Origin of the sequence: Xanthomonas campestris pv. campestris str. ATCC 33913 (genome assembly GCF_000007145.1) — a bacterium.
GTDB lineage: Bacteria > Pseudomonadota > Gammaproteobacteria > Xanthomonadales > Xanthomonadaceae > Xanthomonas > Xanthomonas campestris.
Genome location: NC_003902.1, coordinates 324,569 through 342,504, shown reverse-complemented (window position 1 = coordinate 342,504; position 17,936 = coordinate 324,569). Strand labels below are relative to the sequence as shown.

The 17,936-nt window shown below is 66.7% G+C and carries 17 protein-coding genes and 1 other RNA gene; 7 read left to right on the top strand and 11 right to left on the bottom strand.

Features of this window, described 5'->3' with window-relative positions; genetic code table 11:
• Positions 1 to 210: 210 nt before the first annotated feature.
• Positions 211 to 2,328 (bottom strand): methyl-accepting chemotaxis protein, encoded by a 2,118-nt coding sequence (locus tag XCC_RS01445; RefSeq protein WP_043877694.1) that lies wholly within the window; start codon positions 2,326 to 2,328, stop codon positions 211 to 213.
• A gap of 161 nt (positions 2,329 to 2,489) precedes the next feature.
• On the opposite strand from XCC_RS01445, the gene hrpB reads away from it, so the two are divergent.
• A complete protein-coding gene (gene hrpB, locus XCC_RS01440) occupies positions 2,490 to 4,991 on the top strand; it encodes an ATP-dependent helicase HrpB (protein ID WP_043877693.1) in 2,502 nt (833 codons plus the stop codon).
• Positions 4,992 to 5,387: 396 nt separating this feature from the next.
• Complete coding sequence (locus XCC_RS01435; protein WP_011035529.1) at positions 5,388 to 5,819, top strand: hypothetical protein; 432 nt, start codon at positions 5,388 to 5,390, stop codon at positions 5,817 to 5,819.
• 348 nt (positions 5,820 to 6,167) lie between these two features.
• Here the strand turns inward: XCC_RS01435 and XCC_RS01430 are convergent, their stop codons facing one another.
• Positions 6,168 to 6,731 carry a pseudouridine synthase gene (locus XCC_RS01430; protein ID WP_011035528.1) on the bottom strand — a complete coding sequence of 188 codons (564 nt, stop codon included), beginning with the start codon at positions 6,729 to 6,731 and terminating at the stop codon, positions 6,168 to 6,170.
• A gap of 622 nt (positions 6,732 to 7,353) precedes the next feature.
• Positions 7,354 to 8,208, bottom strand: a complete 855-nt coding sequence (locus XCC_RS01425; RefSeq protein ID WP_012437062.1) for a class I SAM-dependent methyltransferase — start codon at positions 8,206 to 8,208, stop codon at positions 7,354 to 7,356.
• Positions 8,209 to 8,403: 195 nt separating this feature from the next.
• Here XCC_RS01425 and XCC_RS01420 point away from each other — a divergent pair, with 195 nt between their 5' ends.
• The 4 genes from XCC_RS01420 (at position 8,404) to XCC_RS01405 (ending at position 11,850) form a co-directional block, all read left to right on the top strand.
• The gene (locus XCC_RS01420; RefSeq protein WP_011035526.1) at positions 8,404 to 9,372 is read left to right on the top strand and encodes an aldo/keto reductase; all 969 of its coding nucleotides are present in this window, start codon (positions 8,404 to 8,406) and stop codon (positions 9,370 to 9,372) included.
• A 112-nt stretch (positions 9,373 to 9,484) separates the two neighbouring features.
• Positions 9,485 to 10,513 carry an NADP-dependent oxidoreductase gene (locus XCC_RS01415; RefSeq protein WP_011035525.1) on the top strand — a complete coding sequence of 343 codons (1,029 nt, stop codon included), beginning with the start codon at positions 9,485 to 9,487 and terminating at the stop codon, positions 10,511 to 10,513.
• Positions 10,514 to 10,580: 67 nt separating this feature from the next.
• A complete protein-coding gene (gene dkgB / locus XCC_RS01410) occupies positions 10,581 to 11,384 on the top strand; it encodes a 2,5-didehydrogluconate reductase DkgB (RefSeq protein WP_011035524.1) in 804 nt (267 codons plus the stop codon).
• A gap of 163 nt (positions 11,385 to 11,547) precedes the next feature.
• Positions 11,548 to 11,850, top strand: coding sequence for a hypothetical protein (locus XCC_RS01405; protein ID WP_011035523.1), 303 nt, complete (start codon positions 11,548 to 11,550; stop codon positions 11,848 to 11,850).
• 181 nt (positions 11,851 to 12,031) lie between these two features.
• On the opposite strand, the gene XCC_RS01400 is transcribed toward XCC_RS01405, so the two are convergent.
• A complete protein-coding gene (locus XCC_RS01400; protein ID WP_012437060.1) occupies positions 12,032 to 12,448 on the bottom strand; it encodes a hypothetical protein in 417 nt (138 codons plus the stop codon).
• Between the two features lie 508 nt (positions 12,449 to 12,956).
• On the opposite strand from XCC_RS01400, the gene XCC_RS01395 reads away from it, so the two are divergent.
• Positions 12,957 to 13,031: non-coding RNA, sX9 sRNA (locus XCC_RS01395), on the top strand.
• A gap of 4 nt (positions 13,032 to 13,035) precedes the next feature.
• Here the strand turns inward: XCC_RS01395 and XCC_RS01390 are convergent.
• The 7 genes from XCC_RS01390 to XCC_RS01360 all read right to left on the bottom strand — a co-directional run bounded on the left by XCC_RS01390 (position 13,036) and on the right by XCC_RS01360 (position 17,872).
• Complete coding sequence (locus XCC_RS01390; protein ID WP_230309682.1) at positions 13,036 to 13,647, bottom strand: alpha/beta hydrolase; 612 nt, start codon at positions 13,645 to 13,647, stop codon at positions 13,036 to 13,038.
• Positions 13,648 to 13,755: 108 nt separating this feature from the next.
• The gene (locus tag XCC_RS01385) at positions 13,756 to 14,067 is read right to left on the bottom strand and encodes a hypothetical protein (RefSeq protein WP_019237149.1); all 312 of its coding nucleotides are present in this window, start codon (positions 14,065 to 14,067) and stop codon (positions 13,756 to 13,758) included.
• A 20-nt stretch (positions 14,068 to 14,087) separates the two neighbouring features.
• Positions 14,088 to 14,516 (bottom strand): organic hydroperoxide resistance protein, encoded by a 429-nt coding sequence (locus tag XCC_RS01380; protein WP_011035519.1) that lies wholly within the window; start codon positions 14,514 to 14,516, stop codon positions 14,088 to 14,090.
• 96 nt (positions 14,517 to 14,612) lie between these two features.
• Positions 14,613 to 15,074, bottom strand: coding sequence for a MarR family winged helix-turn-helix transcriptional regulator (locus XCC_RS01375; protein ID WP_011035518.1), 462 nt, complete (start codon positions 15,072 to 15,074; stop codon positions 14,613 to 14,615).
• A 284-nt stretch (positions 15,075 to 15,358) separates the two neighbouring features.
• On the bottom strand, positions 15,359 to 16,039 hold the full coding sequence (locus XCC_RS01370; protein WP_011035517.1) for a hypothetical protein: 681 nt from the start codon (positions 16,037 to 16,039) through the stop codon (positions 15,359 to 15,361).
• A complete protein-coding gene (gene zapE / locus XCC_RS01365; protein WP_011035516.1) occupies positions 16,036 to 17,130 on the bottom strand; it encodes a cell division protein ZapE in 1,095 nt (364 codons plus the stop codon). Before zapE ends, XCC_RS01370 begins: the two co-directional genes overlap by 4 nt.
• A 79-nt stretch (positions 17,131 to 17,209) precedes the next feature.
• Positions 17,210 to 17,872 (bottom strand): alpha/beta hydrolase, encoded by a 663-nt coding sequence (locus XCC_RS01360; RefSeq protein ID WP_011035515.1) that lies wholly within the window; start codon positions 17,870 to 17,872, stop codon positions 17,210 to 17,212.
• Positions 17,873 to 17,936 lie beyond the last annotated feature (64 nt).

Here is a 17,936-nt window from a genome sequence, read left to right as displayed (position 1 = left end):
CCCCTCTGACCGCCGCTGACGGCGTCTCGCGGCCGCCCCAACGCGACCTGCCGTGCAACGGCCGTTGCGGGTGATGAAGCTCGGCACGCCAGTGCGCCGCCCCTGCACGCATCGCAGTGTGCGAGAAGAGAGCAATGCACCCACGCTGCGACACGCATGACCTCGATGCAGCCTGATGACACGGCCACATCGCCAGGTCGATGCGCTTGCTCAGGCAGCCGCCACCAGACGCGGGCGACGTGCATCCAGGCGGAACACCGAGACCGCTTCGCTCAGTTCCACGGCCTGTTCTTCCATCGCACGTGCCGCGGCCGAGGCTTCTTCCACCAGCGCGGCGTTGCGCTGGGTGGTTTCGTCCATGTCGTTGACCGTGCGTGCCACCTGTTCGATGCCGGACGACTGCTCGCGCGACGCCGCAGAAATCTCCGCGATCAAGGTGGTGACCTGCTGCACCGACTGCACGATCTGCTGCATGGTCTGCCCGGCCTGCTCCACCCGTGCACTGCCGCGTTCGACGCTGTCGACCGAGGCGTCGATCAAGTGCTTGACCTCCTTGGCGGCACCGGCCGAGCGCTGCGCCAGCGCACGCACTTCCGAGGCCACTACCGCAAATCCACGGCCCTGCTCGCCGGCGCGCGCAGCTTCTACCGCGGCGTTCAGGGCCAGGATATTGGTCTGGAACGCGATGCCGTCGATGACGCTGATGATCTCGGCGATCTTCTTTGACGACACTTCGATCTCGCCCATCGTCTCCACCACGCTGCCCACCATGTCGCCGCCACGGCCGGCGATGTCGGCTGCCGCCTGCGCGCCGCGACTGGCCTGCTGCGCGGTGTCGGCGTTCTGCCGCACGGTCGAGGTAAGTTCCTCCATCGAGGCGGCCGTTTCTTCCAGGTTGGCTGCCTGTTGTTCGGTGCGTTGGGCCAGGTCGGCATTGCCGGCGGCAATTTCCGCCGAAGCAGTGCGGATGGTCTGCGCCGCCAGCGTGATGTCGCCGACGATGTCGGTGAGCCGCTGCACGGTGGCGTTGGCATCGTCACGCATGCGCGCGAACACGCCTTGCTGGTTGCCGTGCATGCGCGCGGTCAGGTCGCCGTCGGCAATGGCCTTGAGCAACTGCGACAGCTCGCCCAGGTTGTGGTCCACGTTGTGCATCAAACCATTGAGGCCGTCCACCATGCCGCGGAATTCGAACTGATACGCCTGCGCATTGCCGCGCGTGGCGAAGTCGCCGGCTGCCGCGGCCTCGACCAGCCCGCGGATTTCGCCGTTGATGGCGGCCAGGTTGTGCTTGGTGGTGTCCATGGCTTCGGTGATGCGCGCCTTTTCGCCCGGCAAACGCGGCATGTCCACCGACATGTCGCCCACCGCGTAATGCTGCATCACCTGCAACATGTCGCCGATCAGGCCCACCTGCGCACCCACCAGGCCGTTGGTGTCGCCCACCATGCGGCCGTAGGCGCCCGGGAATGCGTCGGCGTCCATCCGGTAGCTCATTTCGCCGGCTTCATGCCGCTGCGCCATGTCGGCCTGCGCGCTGGAAACATCGGCGAGCGTGCTGACCACCTGGGTCATGGCCTGGCCCAGCAGGCCGATTTCATCGCGGTTGCCGATCACCGCACGTGCGGCCAGATCGCCGGCCGCCACCGAACGCGCCGCGCGCGCCACGATTTCGATCGGGCGCACGATGGAGCGGCGGATCCACCAACCCAGCACCACCACCAGGCACAGCGCCGCGGCAATCGTCGCCACGCCGGCATACACCAGCTTCTGCTGCGCTGCCTGGGCACTGGCGAGCACCGCGGCGTCGGCCAGCGTCTTGGCGCGGGTCACCAGTGCCTCCAGGGCCTGGCTGGGCGCGCGGTCCTGCCCCTTCACCAGCGCATCGCCCACTTGGGTGTCATAGCCGGCATCGGCGAACTTGCCCAAAGCGGCTTCGTAATGCGCCTGCAGAGTCAGATGCGCCTTGGCGAATTCCTGCGCCAGCGCGCGTGCCTGCGCATCCGACAGGGTCTTGGTCAGCGCTTCGGTACCGGCCTGCACCTTGCTGCCCTGCGCGCGGAAGGCACTCAAGTGCTTGTCCAGCTGCGCCGGGTCGCGGCCGCGGATCAGCACATTTTTCCATTCCTGCACCTGCATGCGGAAATCGCGGGTGACCTCTTCGCTCGCCGATGCCTGCGCCACTTCCAGCGGCACCTTGCCGGACAGGCTCAACCACGCGGTTCCCAGCCCCCCGAGCGCGCACAGCAGGATGATCGATAGACCCAGCGCGAGCGCGCCAAGCAATTTGCTTTGCAGACTGATGAAGCGGGGGGACGGGGAGGACATATCGGAGATTCACTGGAGGATGTCCTATTGATATCGACGCGCCTGCCTGGCACTGAAGTCTGCGGCAGGCCACGGCGGACGGGCCACGGACACCGTGCGGGTCGGTCCCGGACACGGCCGGTCATCGCCCGCGCCACCCGCCCCCAGTATCCTTGCCGCGCATGAGTGACCCCGCCTTTCCGATTTCCCCGCTGCTGCCGCAGATCCGCGACAGCCTCGCCGCCCATCCGCGTCTGGTGCTGGAAGCGCCGCCCGGCGCCGGCAAGACCACCCAGGTGCCGTTGGCGCTGCTGGATGCGCCCTGGCTGGCGGGCCGCAGCATCGTGATGCTGGAACCGCGCCGGGTGGCCGCGCGCAGCGCCGCGCTGTTCATGGCGCGCCAGCTGGGCGAGCCGGTCGGCGAGACCGTGGGCTACCGCATCCGCTTTGAGAACAAGACCTCCGCGCGCACGCGGATCGAGGTGGTCACCGAGGGCATCCTGACCCGCATGCTGCAGGACGACCCGATGCTGGAACGCGTGGGTGCGTTGCTCTTCGACGAATTCCACGAACGGCACCTGGCCGGCGACCTGGGCCTGGCGTTGGCGCTGGATGTGCAGAGCCAGGTGCGCGAGGACCTGCGCATCGTGGCAATGTCGGCCACGCTGGATGGCGAGCGCCTGGCCAGTTTTCTCGATGCCCCGCGGCTGAGCAGTGCCGGGCGCAGCTACCCGGTGGAAGTGGCGCATTTTCCAGCGCGCCGCGACGAAGCGCTGGAGCCGCAGACCCGCCGCGCGGTGGAACATGCGCTGGCCACGCATCCTGGCGACGTGCTGGTGTTCCTGCCCGGTCAACGCGAGATCGCACGCGTGCAGGCGGCCTTGCAGGACGCTCTGGATCCAGCAATGCAACTGCTGCCGCTGCACGGCGAGCTGCCGGTGGAGGCACAAAGCCAGGTGCTGCAGCCCGACCCGCAGGGCCGGCGCCGCGTAGTGCTGGCCACCAACGTGGCCGAGTCGTCGGTGACGTTGCCGGGCGTGCGCGTGGTGATCGACAGCGGGCTGGCGCGCGAGCCGCATTACGACCCCAACAGCGGCTTTTCGCGGCTGGATGTGACCAGCATCGCGCAGGCCTCGGCCGATCAACGCGCCGGCCGCGCCGGGCGCGTGGCCAGCGGCTGGGCCTACCGGCTGTGGCCGCAATCGCAGCGGCTGGAGCCGCAGCGCCGCGCCGAGATCACCCAGGTGGAACTGACCGGCCTGGCGCTGGAACTGGCCGCCTGGGGCAGCGATGCGCTGCGCTTCGTCGATGCCCCGCCCGGCGGCGCACTGGCCGCCGCGCGCGAGCTGTTGCAGCGGCTGGGCGGTTTGAACGCAGAGGGCGGTATCACCGCGTTGGGACGGCGGATGCTGGCCCTGGCCACGCACCCGCGCCTGGCCGCACTGCTGGCACAGGCCGGCACGCCGGCGCGACTGGCGCTGGCCTGTGACCTGGCCGCACTGCTGGAAGCCCGCCACCCCCTCCGCCAGGGCGGCGACGGGCTGGCTGCGCGCTGGCGGGCGCTGGCCGCGTTCCGCCAGGGCCGCACTGGCGCGGATGCCAACCGCGGTGCGCTGGCCGCGATCGATGCCGCCGCCAAACAGTGGCGCCGCCGCCTGCGCTGCGATGCCACCCCACCCACCAGCGTGGAGGCGCATGCGCTGGGCGATTTGCTCTCGCATGCGTTTCCGGACCGCATCGCCGCACGTCATCCCACTGACCCGCTGCGCTACCTGCTGGCCAATGGCCGCAGCGCGCGCCTGTTCGACCACAGCGACCTGCGTGGCGAGCCGTGGCTGGTCGCCAGCGAATTGCGTTACGAAGCCAAGGACGCCCTGTTGCTGCGCGCCGCACCGGTGGACGAAGGCTATCTGCGCCAGAGCGTGCCCGAGCGCTTCGTGCAGCAGGACGTGGTGCAGTGGGATGCCGACAAACGCGCACTGGTTGCACGGCGGCAGTCCAGCTTCGACCGCATCGTGCTGGATAGCCGCCCGGCCGGCCGCGTCGACCCGGCCCAGGCCGCCGCCGCGCTCACCGAGGCGGTCCGCCAGCTCGGGCTGGATGCCTTGCCGTGGACAGAGGGGCTGCGCCAGTGGCGCGCGCGGGTGGTCTCGCTGCGCGCCTGGATGCCGGAACTCGGCCTGCCGGACCTCTCCGACACCGCACTGCTGGCCTCGCTCGACCACTGGCTGCGCCCGGCGTTTGCCGGCAAGACGCGGCTGGATGCCCTGGACGAAGCAAGCCTGGGCGATGCACTCAAGGCCGCGCTGCCCTGGGAGCGCCGCCAGGCCATCGACCGCCACGCGCCCACCCGCATCAGCGTGCCCTCGGGCATGGAGCGTGCCATCACCTACGCGCTGGATCACGACCAGCAGCCGCTGCCGCCGGTGCTGGCGGTCAAGCTGCAGGAGCTGTTCGGCCTGGCCGAAACCCCACGCGTGGCCGATGGCCGCATCCCGCTCACCCTGCACCTGCTCTCCCCGGGCGGCCGGCCGTTGCAGGTGACCCAGGACCTGAAGAGCTGCTGGGCCACCACCTACCCGGACGTCAAAAAGGAAATGAAAGGCCGCTACCCGCGGCACCCCTGGCCAGACGATCCCTGGACCGCCAACGCCACGCATCGGGCCAAACCCAGGGGCACCTGAGGCAATCGTGCGGCTGCATGGGCGCAGGGATTGCGTGCTGGGCGATGCACGCGCGAACCTCGGCAAAACTGTGGGCTTGGCACCGGGCCATGCGGCACGCAGGACAAGTCCCGGGATTTGCCTGTGCGCGAAAGCCTCGGTTTTGTTTTGGCACGCGCCACGCGGATAGCGCCACGTACGCGTGTGCAGCTGCAGAGCGCTGCGCTTGCCCAGACAAAACTGCGGTCCGCAGCGTGCTCTGCCCCACGCCAACCGCCGTGCCCGGCCAGCGCTGCCGAGCAGCCCGCCGTGCGCCAATCCTAACCGCGAGCAAAACGCGCGCGGCCGCGCTAACACTGCCTATACGCGCCAGCGCACAGACTGCGCCCCACGATACTCAGAAAGGAAACGCCCCCAATGAGCAAGCTGACAGTGATCACCGAACGCGCCCTGGAGCGTGCCCTGGAACTGGCAGGCAATGCCGGCGACCACCTGCGTCACGCGGCTTCCAATGCGGGCGACCAGGCACGTCATGCCGGCAGCAGCCTGCGCCACTTCGGCCCTGGTGCCAGCGAGTGGTTGAAGACGGGCGCAGCGCTCGGTGCCGTGCGCACCGGTGGCAAGGTTGCCACGCGGCTGGTCAAGCGCAATCCGGCCGTCACGGTCGCCGCAGCGGTCGCCGGCCTCGGCCTGATCGGTTATGCGGTGTATCGCAAGCGCAAGCGCGATCAGGAAGTGCTGGGCGGCAACGTGCATCGTCTGGACCGTGAGCACGCGAGCAACGCCAATGCCCGTCGCGCCGCATACCAGCGCCGCGGTGCAGTGACACCGAGCGACGGCATCGAATAAGCAGCCGCGCTGTAACACCCTTTGACGCCACGGCTGACACCGTGGCGTTTTTCGTTGTGGAACCGGATGTTTCTGGGCGATGTCCGGATGCACATGCGGCTTGGTTCTTGGTTCTTGGTTCGTGCGTCATGCGTCATGCGTCTTCAACTCAGCAGTGAGTCGCTAGACACTGCATGCAAGCTGGCAGCCATTTGCGCGACCGAGCGTCATCCGGTGACCGTATGGCAGTGGCACCGCGGAGCAGCGTCGTGCATCGATGGCGCAATCAGCACTGTTCGCGCCTGTACGCCCGGCCGCCTTCTCAGCGCAGCGGCTGGACGTGACCAGCATGACCCAGGCCTCGGCCGATCAACGCGCCGGCCGCACCGCACGCGCGTCGTCCACACGCCATTGCCCGGGCTGTAGCGACGCCAGCGACCACGCACCGATAGCCACCCGCACCAGGCGCAAGGTGGGCAGGCCCACCGATGCCGTCATGCGGCGCACCTGGCGGTTACGTCCTTCGGTGATCTGCACTTCCAGCCAGGCATCGGGCACGGTCTTGCGCACACGCACCGGCGGATCGCGCGGCCACAACGTCGGTGCGCACTCCAGCCTGCGTACGTTGGCCGGGCGCGTCGGGCCGTCGTTGAGCAGCACCCCATCGCACAGCGCCTGCAGCTGTGACGTATCCGGGTCGCCTTCCACCTGCACCCAATAGGTCTTGGGCTGCTTGTGGCGCGGGTCGGTCAGCCGATGCGCCAGCGGGCCGTCGTCGGTGAGCAGCAGCAGGCCTTCGCTGTCGTGGTCCAGGCGCCCGGCCGCATACACCTGCGGCGGTAGGCCGAACTCGGCCAGCGTGCGCTTGGGTGGCGTGGAGCGGTCGCTGAATTGCGACAGCACACCGTACGGCTTGTTCAACAGCACCAACATCAGGAGCCCATCCAGGCAGATCGCGGAAGGCAACATGATCGGGCAATCGGCAGCGCGTGGGAAATCGCGGTCAGCACATGGAGCTGCGGTGCGCACTCCACATTCCATGGCACACGCTGACGACGGCGATGAAGCGCTATTGCCTGGTTCCCGAAGGCACCACTCCCTCTGGGAGGTCGCACAGCATGTGCGATCGCTTCAACCAAGCACTCATGCTCGCGGCTGCTGATCCGCCGTTACCCCGCATCGCCGATCCTTAGCGAAGTGTCGGTGATACATGTACGGCGTAGCTCAGCGGCTCTGCACGTGCACGTGCACTGCACCCAGTATCTACGGCTCATACGGTTTGCGGTTTGCGGTTTGCGGTTTGCGGTTTGCGAATTACGACTCACGAATTAAATCAGTGAGCAATTCGTCGATCTCATTGCAAGACGCCTTACATCGGCGCACTGATGCGTCAAAAAGTACACCGCAATGCGCAGCACTCACCACGCCCTGAGCCAATTCAAAGCAACAAAAAAATGGCGCAGACACGCAGAGTGCCGCGCCACTTACCAACTGCCATCAACCCAGCAGAAGCTGCGCCAGCCCATTGACCGGCGCAGCCACCGCATCGCCGCGATCAGCGCTTGACGAACTTCAGGGTCATGCGGTCGCTCTCACCGATCGCCTTGTACTTGGCAGCGTCGGCTGCGTCGTGGCTGTTGCTCGGCGGCAATGTCCACACGCCCCCCGGGTAGTCCTTGGTGTCGCGCGGGTTGGCATTGAGCTCGCTCTTGCCGGCCAGGGTGAAGCCGGCCGCCTCGGCCATGGCGATCACCTGCGCCTGGCCCACGTAGCCGCTATTGTCATCGGCCGGCACATCGGTCTTGGCACGGTGCTCGACCACACCGAGCACGCCGCCGGGCTTGAGCACCTTGTAGAAGCTCTTGAACATCGACTCGGCCTGGCCCGCCATGCGCCAGTTGTGCACGTTGCGGAAGGTCAGCACCAGGTCTGCAGAATTGTCCGCACCAAAGCTGGGCGCGGTCGGGTTGTACGCCACCAGGGTGGGCTTGCCGTAGATGTCCGGCTTTGCCGTGAACTTCTTTTCCAAGCCGTCGCGTGCACGCTGCGCGTAGTCGCGGCTGCGCCCTTCCGGCACCGCGGCCGGGTCGACCACCGCACCCACGTACTTGCCCTTCTCGCGCAGGTACGGCGCCAGGATTTCCGAATACCAGCCACCACCGGGGGTGATCTCGATAACGGTCTGGGTGGGCTTGATGCCGAAGAAGGCCAGCGTCTGGCCCGGGTGGCGGTACACGTCGCGCTGCACGTACACGCGGTCGCGCCACGTGCCATCAATAGCCGCCTGCAACGCCGCGTCGGGAGCGGGAAGCGTGGCGGTGTCCGCCGGCTTCATCGCCATCACCAACGGCGCGCTCATCGCCAATGTCACACCTACCACGCATGCACAGGCCAGTTTGTTGCGGATCATCGCAGCGCCCTCCTCCGGGAAAAGTAGCGCGAGCCTAGCATGCAGGCTGCACCGCACCACGCACGCCTGGCGCGGTGTGTTCAATTTCCGTGAGCGCGGCAGCGCGGTGTGCGGAACGCTGAATCCACACCGATGTCACACGCAACAGCACCGGGCATGACTATCCTGTGGTCAGTTCGAAACAGGAGCCCTGTGATGCCCCACTCCCGTGCGCTTGGCCGCTCCGGCCTGCAAGTCCAGCCGATCGTGTTCGGTGGCAACGTGTTTGGCTGGAGCGCCGACGAGGCCACCTCGTTCGCGTTGCTCGACGCCTTCGTCGATGCCGGCTTCAACATGATCGATACCGCCGACGCGTACTCCGGTTGGGTGCCCGGCAATCGCGGTGGCGAATCGGAAACCATCATCGGCCGCTGGCTGGCCCGCAGCGGCAAACGCGACAAGGTGCTGATCGCCACCAAGGTCGCCAAGTGGAGCGAACACCCGGGCCTGTCGCCGGACAACATCGCAGCGGCGGTGGAAGATTCGCTGTCGCGCCTGCAGACCGATGTGATCGATCTGTACCAGGCACACGAAGACGACGAATCGATTCCGCTGGAAGCCACGCTGGCGGCATTCGGCCGGCTGATCGAACAGGGCAAGGTGCGTGCGATCGGCGCCTCCAACTACACGGCAGCGCGCCTGCGCGATGCGCTGGATGTGTCGGCGCAATACAACCTGCCGCGCTATGAAAGCCTGCAGCCCGAATACAACCTCTACGACCGCGCCGGCTTCGAAGAGGAATTGGAACCGCTGGTGCAGGAACGCGGCCTGGGCGTGATCAGTTACTACTCGCTGGCCAGCGGTTTTCTCACCGGCAAGTACCGCAGCGCCGATGACGCCGGCAAGAGCAGCGCGCGTGGTGCCTCGGTGGTCAAGCAATACGTCAATCCGCGTGGCTTGCGCATCCTGCAGGCGCTGGATGATCTGGCCGCCACCCACACCGCCACGCCTGCACAGATTGCGCTGGCGTGGTTGATCGCGCGCCCCAGTGTCACCGCGCCGATCGTCAGCGCCACCAGCGTGACCCAGTTGCAGGACGTGCTGGCGGCCGGGCAGATCACGCTCAGCGATGCGCAGATCGCGCAGCTCGACGAGGCCAGCGCAGCGGAACCAGCCGGCGCCTGATCCGCATCAGCCACTGCGCCACCGCGCTCGCCATTCACTCACCTCGCGCAGCCGCACGGCGGCTGTGCCCCCACGACCGCGCCTTGCGCGGTCCCTTCCGCGAGGAATTCGCATGACATCGCTCACCAACCGCCGCATCGTGCTGGCCTCACGCCCGCACGGCGAACCCGGCACCGACAACTTCCGCATCGAAGACGCCCCGGTGCCGCCAACCGGGCACAACCAGATCCTGGTCCGCAATCGCTTTTTGTCACTGGACCCGTACATGCGCGGTCGCATGGACGAAGGCCCCTCGTACGCCGCGCCGGTCGCCATCGATGCGGTCATGGAAGGCGGCACCGTGGGCGAGGTGCTGGAATCGAACCATCCCGATTACCACCCAGGCGAGCTCCTGGTGCTGGGCGGCGGCTGGCAGACCCACACCGTGCTGGAGCCCACCGCGCCGCTGCGCAAGCTGCCCAAGGACGATGCGCTGCCGTTGAGCACCGCGCTCGGTGTGTACGGCATGCCCGGCTTCACCGCTTACGCCGGCCTGCACGAGATCGGCAAGCCGCAAGCCGGCGAAACCCTGGTGGTGGCGGCGGCCAGCGGGCCGGTCGGTGCCACCGTGGCCCAGCTGGCGCGCCTGCAAGGGCTGCGCGTGGTGGCCATCGCCGGTGGCGAAGAAAAAGTCCGCTACCTGCGCGACACGCTGCGTGTCGACGTGGCGCTGGATCACCGCGCCGAGGATTTTGCCGCGCAATTGCGCGCCGCCACGCCGGACGGCATCGACGTCTATTTCGAAAACGTCGGCGGCAAGGTGTTCGATGCGGTGATGCCGCAGCTCAACGATTTCGCGCGCATCCCGGTGTGCGGCGTGGTGGCCACCTACAACAGCCGCGGCCAGGTCGCGCCCGGGCCGGATCGGCTGCCTGATTTCATCGGCCAGGTGCTGCGCAAGCGCCTGACCGTGCGCGGCTTCATCCAGCACGATTTCATCCGCCTGATGCCGGCGTTTTTACGCGAAATGGGCCAGTGGCTGCGCGAGGACAAGATCCAGTACCGCGAGCACGTGCTGCACGGCCTGGACAGCGCACCACAAGGGCTGATCAGCCTGCTGCGCGGCGAAAACTTCGGCAAGGCCGTGGTCGCACTCGACTGAGTCGCGCTGCCATACCTGCATCCGTATCACTGCTTCATTTACCACCTCCCAACACGCAAGGAACCTCATGACTGTCCCCGCATTTGGCCTCGGTACGTTTCGCCTCAAGGACCAGGTTGTCATCGACTCGGTGCGCAACGCACTGGCGCTGGGGTATCGCGCCATCGATACCGCACAGATCTACGACAACGAAGCGCAGGTTGGCCAGGCCATTGCCGATGCCGGCGTGCCGCGCGATCAGCTGTTTGTGACCACCAAGATCTGGGTGGACCGGTTCAGCCGCGACACGCTGCAACCCAGCCTGCAGGAAAGCCTGCGCAAGCTCGGCACCGATTATGTCGACCTCACCCTGATCCACTGGCCCTCGCCCAAGGACCAGGTGCCGATGCGCGAGTATCTGGAGGCGCTGGCCGATGCCAAGGCGCAGGGGCTGACCCGCGCGATCGGTGTCTCCAACTTCACCATTGCGCTCACGCGCCAGGCAATCGAGATCCTCGGCGCCGATGCGATCGCCACCAACCAGATCGAAGTGCATCCGTACCTGCAGAACCGCACGCTGATCGCGTTCCTGCGCGAGCAGGGCATCCATGTCACCTCGTACATGACCCTGGCCGTGGGCGAAGTGCTCAAGGATCCGGTAATCCAGGCGATCGCCAGGCGCCACGACGCCACGCCGGCGCAGGTCACGCTGGCCTGGGCCCTGCAGCAGGGCTATTCGGTAATTCCGTCCTCGACCAAGCGGGCGAATCTGGAAAGCAACCTCAAGGCGCAGAGCCTGCACCTGAGTGAGCAGGACATGGCCGAGATCGCCGCGCTGGACCGTGGCGAACGCCTGGCCAACCCGAAAGCGATTGCGCCCGACTGGGACTGAGCCTGACTGCGACACACGCGAGGGTTTGCATCCGTACCGGCACGCTGCCGGTGCGGGTTTTGCGGTACTGCTGCACCGCTCGTCGCCATGCGCTGGCTGCGCGGCCAAGGCGCTGCTAGGGTGCAAAAACAGGGGGGGTAGTCTCGACCACGGAGTCCTACCCATGCACACCGCATCTGTTTCGACCCAGCGCGTCGTCAATGTCGACGCCGAGATTTCCTACTGGCGCGGCATCCACGCCGAGGGTCATCTGGGCGGCTATGACTTCGCCGATTACGCACGCGTGCTCACGCTCGGCTACGACATCTACCTGGCCTACCCACGCGCCACCGAGGCGCAGCTGTATCGAGTTCTTCAGGATGGCTACTACCGGTATCAGCCCACGTTATCGGTGCCCTGGGATCAGGCGCGCTGGATCGTGCGGCAGGCATGGCGGCATATGGAAGACGCTGCGGTGCGTCACTAGGCGCATTGCGCGCGTCACTCACCTCAAGCGCGTCGCGCTTGGACGTTGCAGGGTGCGCTAGTGCGCAGGCTGCGCACTGCGTTGTGCTCTAGCGACTTGCGCGTGCGTTTGACGCGCACCAACTTGCGTATCACTTGGAAAACAGCTGTCGGCGCAGCGCGCCGACCGTTACTGCTGCGAATCAATTCAACTGGCTGATCGCCATCGCTTGGCGATCGATGCGGTGCTTTTCGGCCAGCGCCTGCATGCCTTGCAGCGTGGAGGCGATCAGGCTGGCGTAGCGTAGCCGCCACAGGCTGGCGCGGTCAGCGTCGTCCTGGGTGCTGCCCAAGCCATCGAGCACCTGCGGCAGGCGCCGGTCGGCCAGTGCCGACGGCGCCAGGTAGGGCTTTGCGGGTGCGATCACATCCACCGGGGCGCGCCAGTCGTTGGCCACGTGCCGTGCAATGCCGGCCAGATGCGAGAGCTGGTGCATGCCGATCAGCGTCTCATGCAGCATTTCGCGGCAGGCCCATTGCCACAGTGCCACCTTCTCCGATGGGTCCTGGGCGATCTCGGTCAGTGCCAGGTCAACCTTTTCGATGCGTGAGTCGAGCATTGCGGGGCTCCGATGCTGCTGTGCAACATAATTCACACCATACGCCGTGAGAATCCAGTGATCCAGTCGTTTGCACGATGTCATGACGCAGATGCTCGACCCGGTTCACGCTTTAGAGCAGCTGACAAAACATGGGGCGCGTCATCGGTACAGGCGCCGCGGAGCAACGGGTCCATGCGGGTCCAGGCGCCGGCCGCGCCCGCCTTGCGGCTGCCCGGTCGCCTTGATCGCTGGTCTCACACCCACCATTGGCCGGATCCCCCCTGTCGGCACCCTGACTTTCTGTCCATGGCGCAGCGGCGCCCACTGCCCGATGCTGCAATCCCCGACCCGAAGCGCGTGCGATACGTCCCAGCGTTTTCCTGCTCCCGCTGCTGTGGCTGGTGGCCTGCGCCGCGCAGGCAGACACGCCCACGCCGCAGCTATCGGCCCAGCAGTGCGGCATTAGAGCAGCTATCAAAACTGCTGCGCAGCCGCCAGGCGGGCGCGGCCGGTGCTCGGAATCGGCATGTACCCACGGACACTCCGGTTCCTCCGCGCCGTCCGCACCCACCTGACGACTGCTCGCTACGTTTTGTTAGCCGCCCTTACTTGGCCAGGTGCTGCTGCAACGCGTCGCCGGCCTGACGGATCGCGGTACGGACGGCCGGCACATCGCTGAGTGCGTTGAGCAAGCCGTAGTCGTGAATCAGGCCGTTGTAGCGGATCACGGTGACCTCCACGCCGGCCTGGTCGAGCTTGCGGCCGTAGGCTTCGCCTTCGTCGCGCAAGACATCCAGTTCGGCGGTCTGGATCAAGGTCGGCGGCAAGCCCTTGAGCTGTTCTACGCTGGCCTGCAATGGCGAGGCGTAGATCTCGCGGCGCTGCGCCGGGTCGGTGGTGTAGCTGTCCCAGAACCAGCGCATCATGTTGCGGCTGAGGAAATAACCCTGCTGAAACTGCTGGTAAGAGCCGTTATCGAACGCGGCATCGGTTACCGGCCACAGCAACACTTCATAGCGGATGGCCGGGGTGCCCGCCGCCTTGGCCTGCAGGGCGACCGAGGCCGCCATGTTGCCGCCGACGCTGTTGCCCACCAGCGCCAACCGCGTGCCGTCCACGCCGATCTCGGCACCGTGCGCAGCCACCCATTTGGTCGCGGCATAGGCCTGGTGGATCGCCACCGGATAGCGCGCCTCCGGCGAAGGGCTGTAGTCCACATACACCGCCGCCGCACCCGAGGCCCGCGCCAGGTCGCGAATCAGCCGCTAATGGGTCGGGAAATCGCCCAGCACCCAACCGCCGCCGTGGAAAAACATGTACACCGGCTACGTCTTGCCGGCACTGCCCGGCGGCTTGACCACCACCAGCCCGAGCGGCTTGCCATCGACGGTGATCGTCTTGCGGGTCACCTCGGCGGCCGGCAGGGTTGCGCCGGCCTGCGCGTCCACCAGCACCTTGCGGGCCTGCTGCGGGGTGAGTTGCTCCATCGGCTTGCCGCCGGCGGAGTTGAGGACGTCCAGGAAGGCCTGGACTTTCGGGGAAGCGGCCGGTGCGGCAGGACCGGTCGGCGCGGCAAGCGCGCCGCCGATTGCCGACGCCAACGTGCCAAACAGCAGCAACGATGGGTAGCGTTTCATGGGGGATATCCGGGAAAGGATCAGGCCAGCGTCAGGGTGACGTCGATGTTGCCGCGGGTGGCATTGGAGTACGGGCACACCTGGTGGGCCTTGTCGACCAGCGCCTGCAGCTCGGCCGGCTCCATGCCCGGCACGGCGATCTTCAGTTCCACTGCAATACCGAAACCGCCCGGAATCTGGCCGATACCGACGCTGCCGTCGATGCTGATCTCGCCCGGCAATTTGAGCTTGTCCTGCGCGGCCACGGCCTTCATCGCGCCGATGAAGCAGGCCGAATAACCGGCTGCGAACAGCTGCTCCGGGTTGGTGCCATCGCCGCCGGCGCCGCCGAGCTCACGCGGGGTGGAGAGCTTGACGTCCAGGGCGCTGTCGGACGACACGGCGCGGCCTTCGCGGCCACCGGTGGCAGTGGCGTGGGCGGTGTAGAGGACTTTTTCGGGTGAGGCCATGGTGGTTCTCCTGAGTGAGCGCGGATTGCGCATTGAATAGCGAGTTATTAAATCGTGCCCTACATGTTTGGCAGAACAATGAATGACGTGGCTTGGTCAGGCGGCGCCCAGGCTGGTACGCAGCTTTTCCAGTTCCTGCTTGAGCTGACGCAGTTCCTCCAGCGAACAGGCCGACGCGCAGAAGACTTGTTCCGGCACCGCACCCGCCTTGCTGCGCAGCGCGCGGCCGGCATCGGCAAGCCCGATGATCACCTGGCGCTCGTCGTGCGCGGCCCGGGTCCGGGTCAGCAGACCGGCGCTTTCCAGCCGCTTGAGCAGCGGGGTCAGCGTGGCCGAATCCAGATACAGCCGCTCGCCGATCTCCGAGACGCTGCGGCCATCGTTCTCCCACAACACCAGCATCACCAGGTACTGCGGATAGGTCAGGTCCAGAGTCTTCAGCAGCCCGCGGTAGAGCTTGTGCATCGCCAGGTTGGCCGAATACAGCGCGAAGCAGAGCTGGTTGTCCAGCTGCAGCAGGGCGTTGGTGCGATCGGTGGTGGGCGTTGCGGTGTCCATGGGCTGCAATTTACATAGCGTGCGATTTAATTGCAAGCGACTCTTATGAATGAAGGATTGGGCTCGTGGCAGCTACCGGGGGCGTGGCTGGAAGCGAACTGGACCTGTGTCTGTGTTCGGGAAAACTCGGGGCAGTGGATCGGTACACAGCACCCACCTGCCCTCCGTTATCCAGTTGCAGTGCGTCTGCGCACCTGCGTCTTTCGCAGGATGCCGGTGCGGTTGGACGTCACCGCATTCGCCGAGCAGCGCTCGCCCGCCCGAGTGCCCGGGCTTGGCTGGGCTCAGGTGAACTGGATGAAGAAATAGCCAGCCGTATCGCCTTCGCGCAGTACTTTGGCGCGCTGTTCCGCAAACAGGTAACCCGTCCCGTCGGCGAACAGGCCATCGTAGGCGGGGTCCTGCTGACGCAGGTCCGACTCGACGAACTGGGAAAGGAAGTAATGACGCGGATGCGCATGGATGGGGTCCTGCAGCCAGTACGGGCGGCCCAGCTGCTTGCTCATGCCCGCACCGTTGTCGGCATCTTCGGCCTCTTCCTCAGCATCGCGTTCGTCGAAGGGCTGCAGTCCCACAAAATGCCGCGGGAGCATCACCGTCTCGCGCACCATTTCGCGCGCGGCACGTCGGTGCAACACCACCTTGCTGTGGCCAGCATCGATCTTTTCGAGCTCGCTCTGCTGGTGGATGGTGAACGTGCGCAGCGCTGTCCGGTTGTACGCGTCGCTTTCGCGGCCCAGTGCCGCGAAGACCGTCACAGCCATGTCGTCGGCCAACCAGACGCTGGGCAGGAACAGATCGGTCAGCATGACAATCGGCGTCATGGGCCGGCCGGTCGACGGATCGCTGGGCCACAACGCCGCATCGCTCAACCACGCGCCACCGCCAAACTGGCCCAACCCGCAGTCGTCTTCGCTGACGCGGATCGTGTGGCGACCCGGCGCAGGGCGCGTCTGCGCACTCATGCGCGATGCGCGGTTGCCAGATAGTCGGCGCTCTGCATTTCGATCAGGCGCGAAGCGGTACGCTCGAATGCGCCGGCCAGGCGCTGGCCGCTGTACAACGCCGGCGGTGCGTCCTGCGCAGTGCAGACCAGATTGACGTGGCGGTCGTACAACTCGTCGATCAGGTTGACGAAGCGGCGGGCGGCGTCTTCGTTCATGCGGTCAAAATGGGGGATGCCGCCCAACAGCACGGTGGTGAATTCGCGGGCGATCTCGATGTAGTCGGCCGGCCCGCGCGGGCCTTCGCACAACGCGGCAAAATCGAACCAGGCGATGCTCTTGCCACGCGCACGCACGGCGATCTTGCGCGCTTCGATCTCGATGTTGCCGCTGCGCGCCTCGGCATTGCCGCTCAACTCCGCCCAGCGCTGCGCCAGCCAGCCATCGGCCTGCGCATCCAGCGGCGCGCGGTACACCGGGGACCGCGTCAGCGCGCGCATGCGGTAGTCCTCGGTGCCCTCGGCGTAGAGCTCCACGCAGAACTTCTGCAGCAAGCCGATCGCCGGCAGGAAGCTGTCGCGCTGCAAGCCGTTGGCGTACAGGTTTTCCGGTGCGGTGTTGGAGGTGGTCACCAAGGTCACGCCTTCGGCGAACAGGCGCTCGAGCAGGCGCGCCAGCAGCATCGCATCGCCAATGTCGGTGACGAAGAATTCGTCCAGCACCAGCACGCGCAGGTTTTCGCGCCATTCCTGGGCAATCTTGGCCAGCGGGTCGCTCTGCCCGGCATGCTCGCGCAGGCGCTCATGCACGCCGCGCATGAAGCGATGGAAGTGGGTGCGGTACTTCTGCTTGATCGGCAGGCCGTCGTAGAACAGGTCGACCAGGAAGGTCTTGCCGCGCCCCACACCACCCCAGAAATACAGCCCGCGCACCGGCTCGGGTTTTTTCCAGAACGCCGACAGCCGATCCAGCCAGCCGTCCTGCGCACTGTCCACCAGTGCTTCGTGGATCCGGTCCAGCTCGGCCAGGGCCGCCTGCTGCGCAGGATCGGCGCGCCAGTCGCCACGTTGTACGCCGGCGGCGTAGCGCTGCGACGGGGTCATCTCACTCATCGTGTTTCTCCGCGGGCCGGCCGTGGCCGGCGCCGTTCAACGGCGCATCGTCTGGCAATGCACCTGCAAGCTGTCGCACTCAGGGCGTGGCCGGTAGCCAGCGCCGCACACCGTGCTGAAGCGCACCGCGCAGGTCGATCAATTTGCGGTGGAAGAAGTGGCTGGTGTCGGGCATGCGCACCAGCGTGGGCTGCTGGTCCAGCGTCTCCAGCCAGTCGTAGACCGCCTGCGGGTCGACGATCTCGTCGGCATCGCCCTGGATCACCAGCCAGTGTGCCGGCGGCTGCACGTCGCTGAAATCCCAGCGCCCGGCCGGCGGCGCGATCGAGATGAGCACCTGCGGTGCGAGCGAGCCGGCGGCGCGCAACGACACATACGCCCCGAAGCTGAAACCGGCCAGCCACAGCGTGTCGCCCGGGCGCTGGCTGCGCACCCATGCGGCGATCGCACGCAGGTCGTCCTGCTCGCCTTCGCCATGATCGAACGCACCGGCCGAGTTGCCGACACTGCGGAAATTGAAGCGCACTACGGTGATCCCCAACTCGCGCAGCGCGCGCGCAGCCATGGTGACGACCTTGTTGTGCATGCTGCCGCCCTCGGTGGAGAGCGGGTGGCAGACGATGGCGGTGACCGGTTGCACGGCAACGTCCGGCTCGGGCAGATCGACCGCGACATCGAGCGGGCCGACCGGCCCGTCCAACGTCAGTGCAGCCGATTCGGTGGGGAATAAGGGATTGGACATACCGTCATAATAGCCGCCCCGCCGGCCGCGTTCATCGCCCTGCCTGCACACTTCGTTGCGTTGC

What these genes read in the sequence shown, in the direction of transcription:
- hrpB (WP_043877693.1), top strand. Translation starts at nt 2,490, where the DNA reads ATGAGTGACCCCGCCTTTCCGATTTCCCCGCTGCTGCCGCAGATCCGC.
- XCC_RS01370 (WP_011035517.1), bottom strand. Translation starts at nt 16,039, where the DNA reads ATGAGTGCGCAGACGCGCCCTGCGCCGGGTCGCCACACGATCCGCGTC.
- XCC_RS01430 (WP_011035528.1), bottom strand. Translation starts at nt 6,731, where the DNA reads ATGTTGGTGCTGTTGAACAAGCCGTACGGTGTGCTGTCGCAATTCAGC.
- XCC_RS01360 (WP_011035515.1), bottom strand. Translation starts at nt 17,872, where the DNA reads ATGTCCAATCCCTTATTCCCCACCGAATCGGCTGCACTGACGTTGGAC.
- XCC_RS01380 (WP_011035519.1), bottom strand. Translation starts at nt 14,516, where the DNA reads ATGGCCTCACCCGAAAAAGTCCTCTACACCGCCCACGCCACTGCCACC.
- XCC_RS01445 (WP_043877694.1), bottom strand. Translation starts at nt 2,328, where the DNA reads ATGTCCTCCCCGTCCCCCCGCTTCATCAGTCTGCAAAGCAAATTGCTT.
- XCC_RS01400 (WP_012437060.1), bottom strand. Translation starts at nt 12,448, where the DNA reads ATGCTCGACTCACGCATCGAAAAGGTTGACCTGGCACTGACCGAGATC.
- XCC_RS01425 (WP_012437062.1), bottom strand. Translation starts at nt 8,208, where the DNA reads ATGATCCGCAACAAACTGGCCTGTGCATGCGTGGTAGGTGTGACATTG.
- XCC_RS01405 (WP_011035523.1), top strand. Translation starts at nt 11,548, where the DNA reads ATGCACACCGCATCTGTTTCGACCCAGCGCGTCGTCAATGTCGACGCC.
- XCC_RS01420 (WP_011035526.1), top strand. Translation starts at nt 8,404, where the DNA reads ATGCCCCACTCCCGTGCGCTTGGCCGCTCCGGCCTGCAAGTCCAGCCG.
- XCC_RS01385 (WP_019237149.1), bottom strand. Translation starts at nt 14,067, where the DNA reads ATGAAACGCTACCCATCGTTGCTGCTGTTTGGCACGTTGGCGTCGGCA.
- XCC_RS01435 (WP_011035529.1), top strand. Translation starts at nt 5,388, where the DNA reads ATGAGCAAGCTGACAGTGATCACCGAACGCGCCCTGGAGCGTGCCCTG.
- zapE (WP_011035516.1), bottom strand. Translation starts at nt 17,130, where the DNA reads ATGAGTGAGATGACCCCGTCGCAGCGCTACGCCGCCGGCGTACAACGT.
- dkgB (WP_011035524.1), top strand. Translation starts at nt 10,581, where the DNA reads ATGACTGTCCCCGCATTTGGCCTCGGTACGTTTCGCCTCAAGGACCAG.
- XCC_RS01415 (WP_011035525.1), top strand. Translation starts at nt 9,485, where the DNA reads ATGACATCGCTCACCAACCGCCGCATCGTGCTGGCCTCACGCCCGCAC.
- XCC_RS01375 (WP_011035518.1), bottom strand. Translation starts at nt 15,074, where the DNA reads ATGGACACCGCAACGCCCACCACCGATCGCACCAACGCCCTGCTGCAG.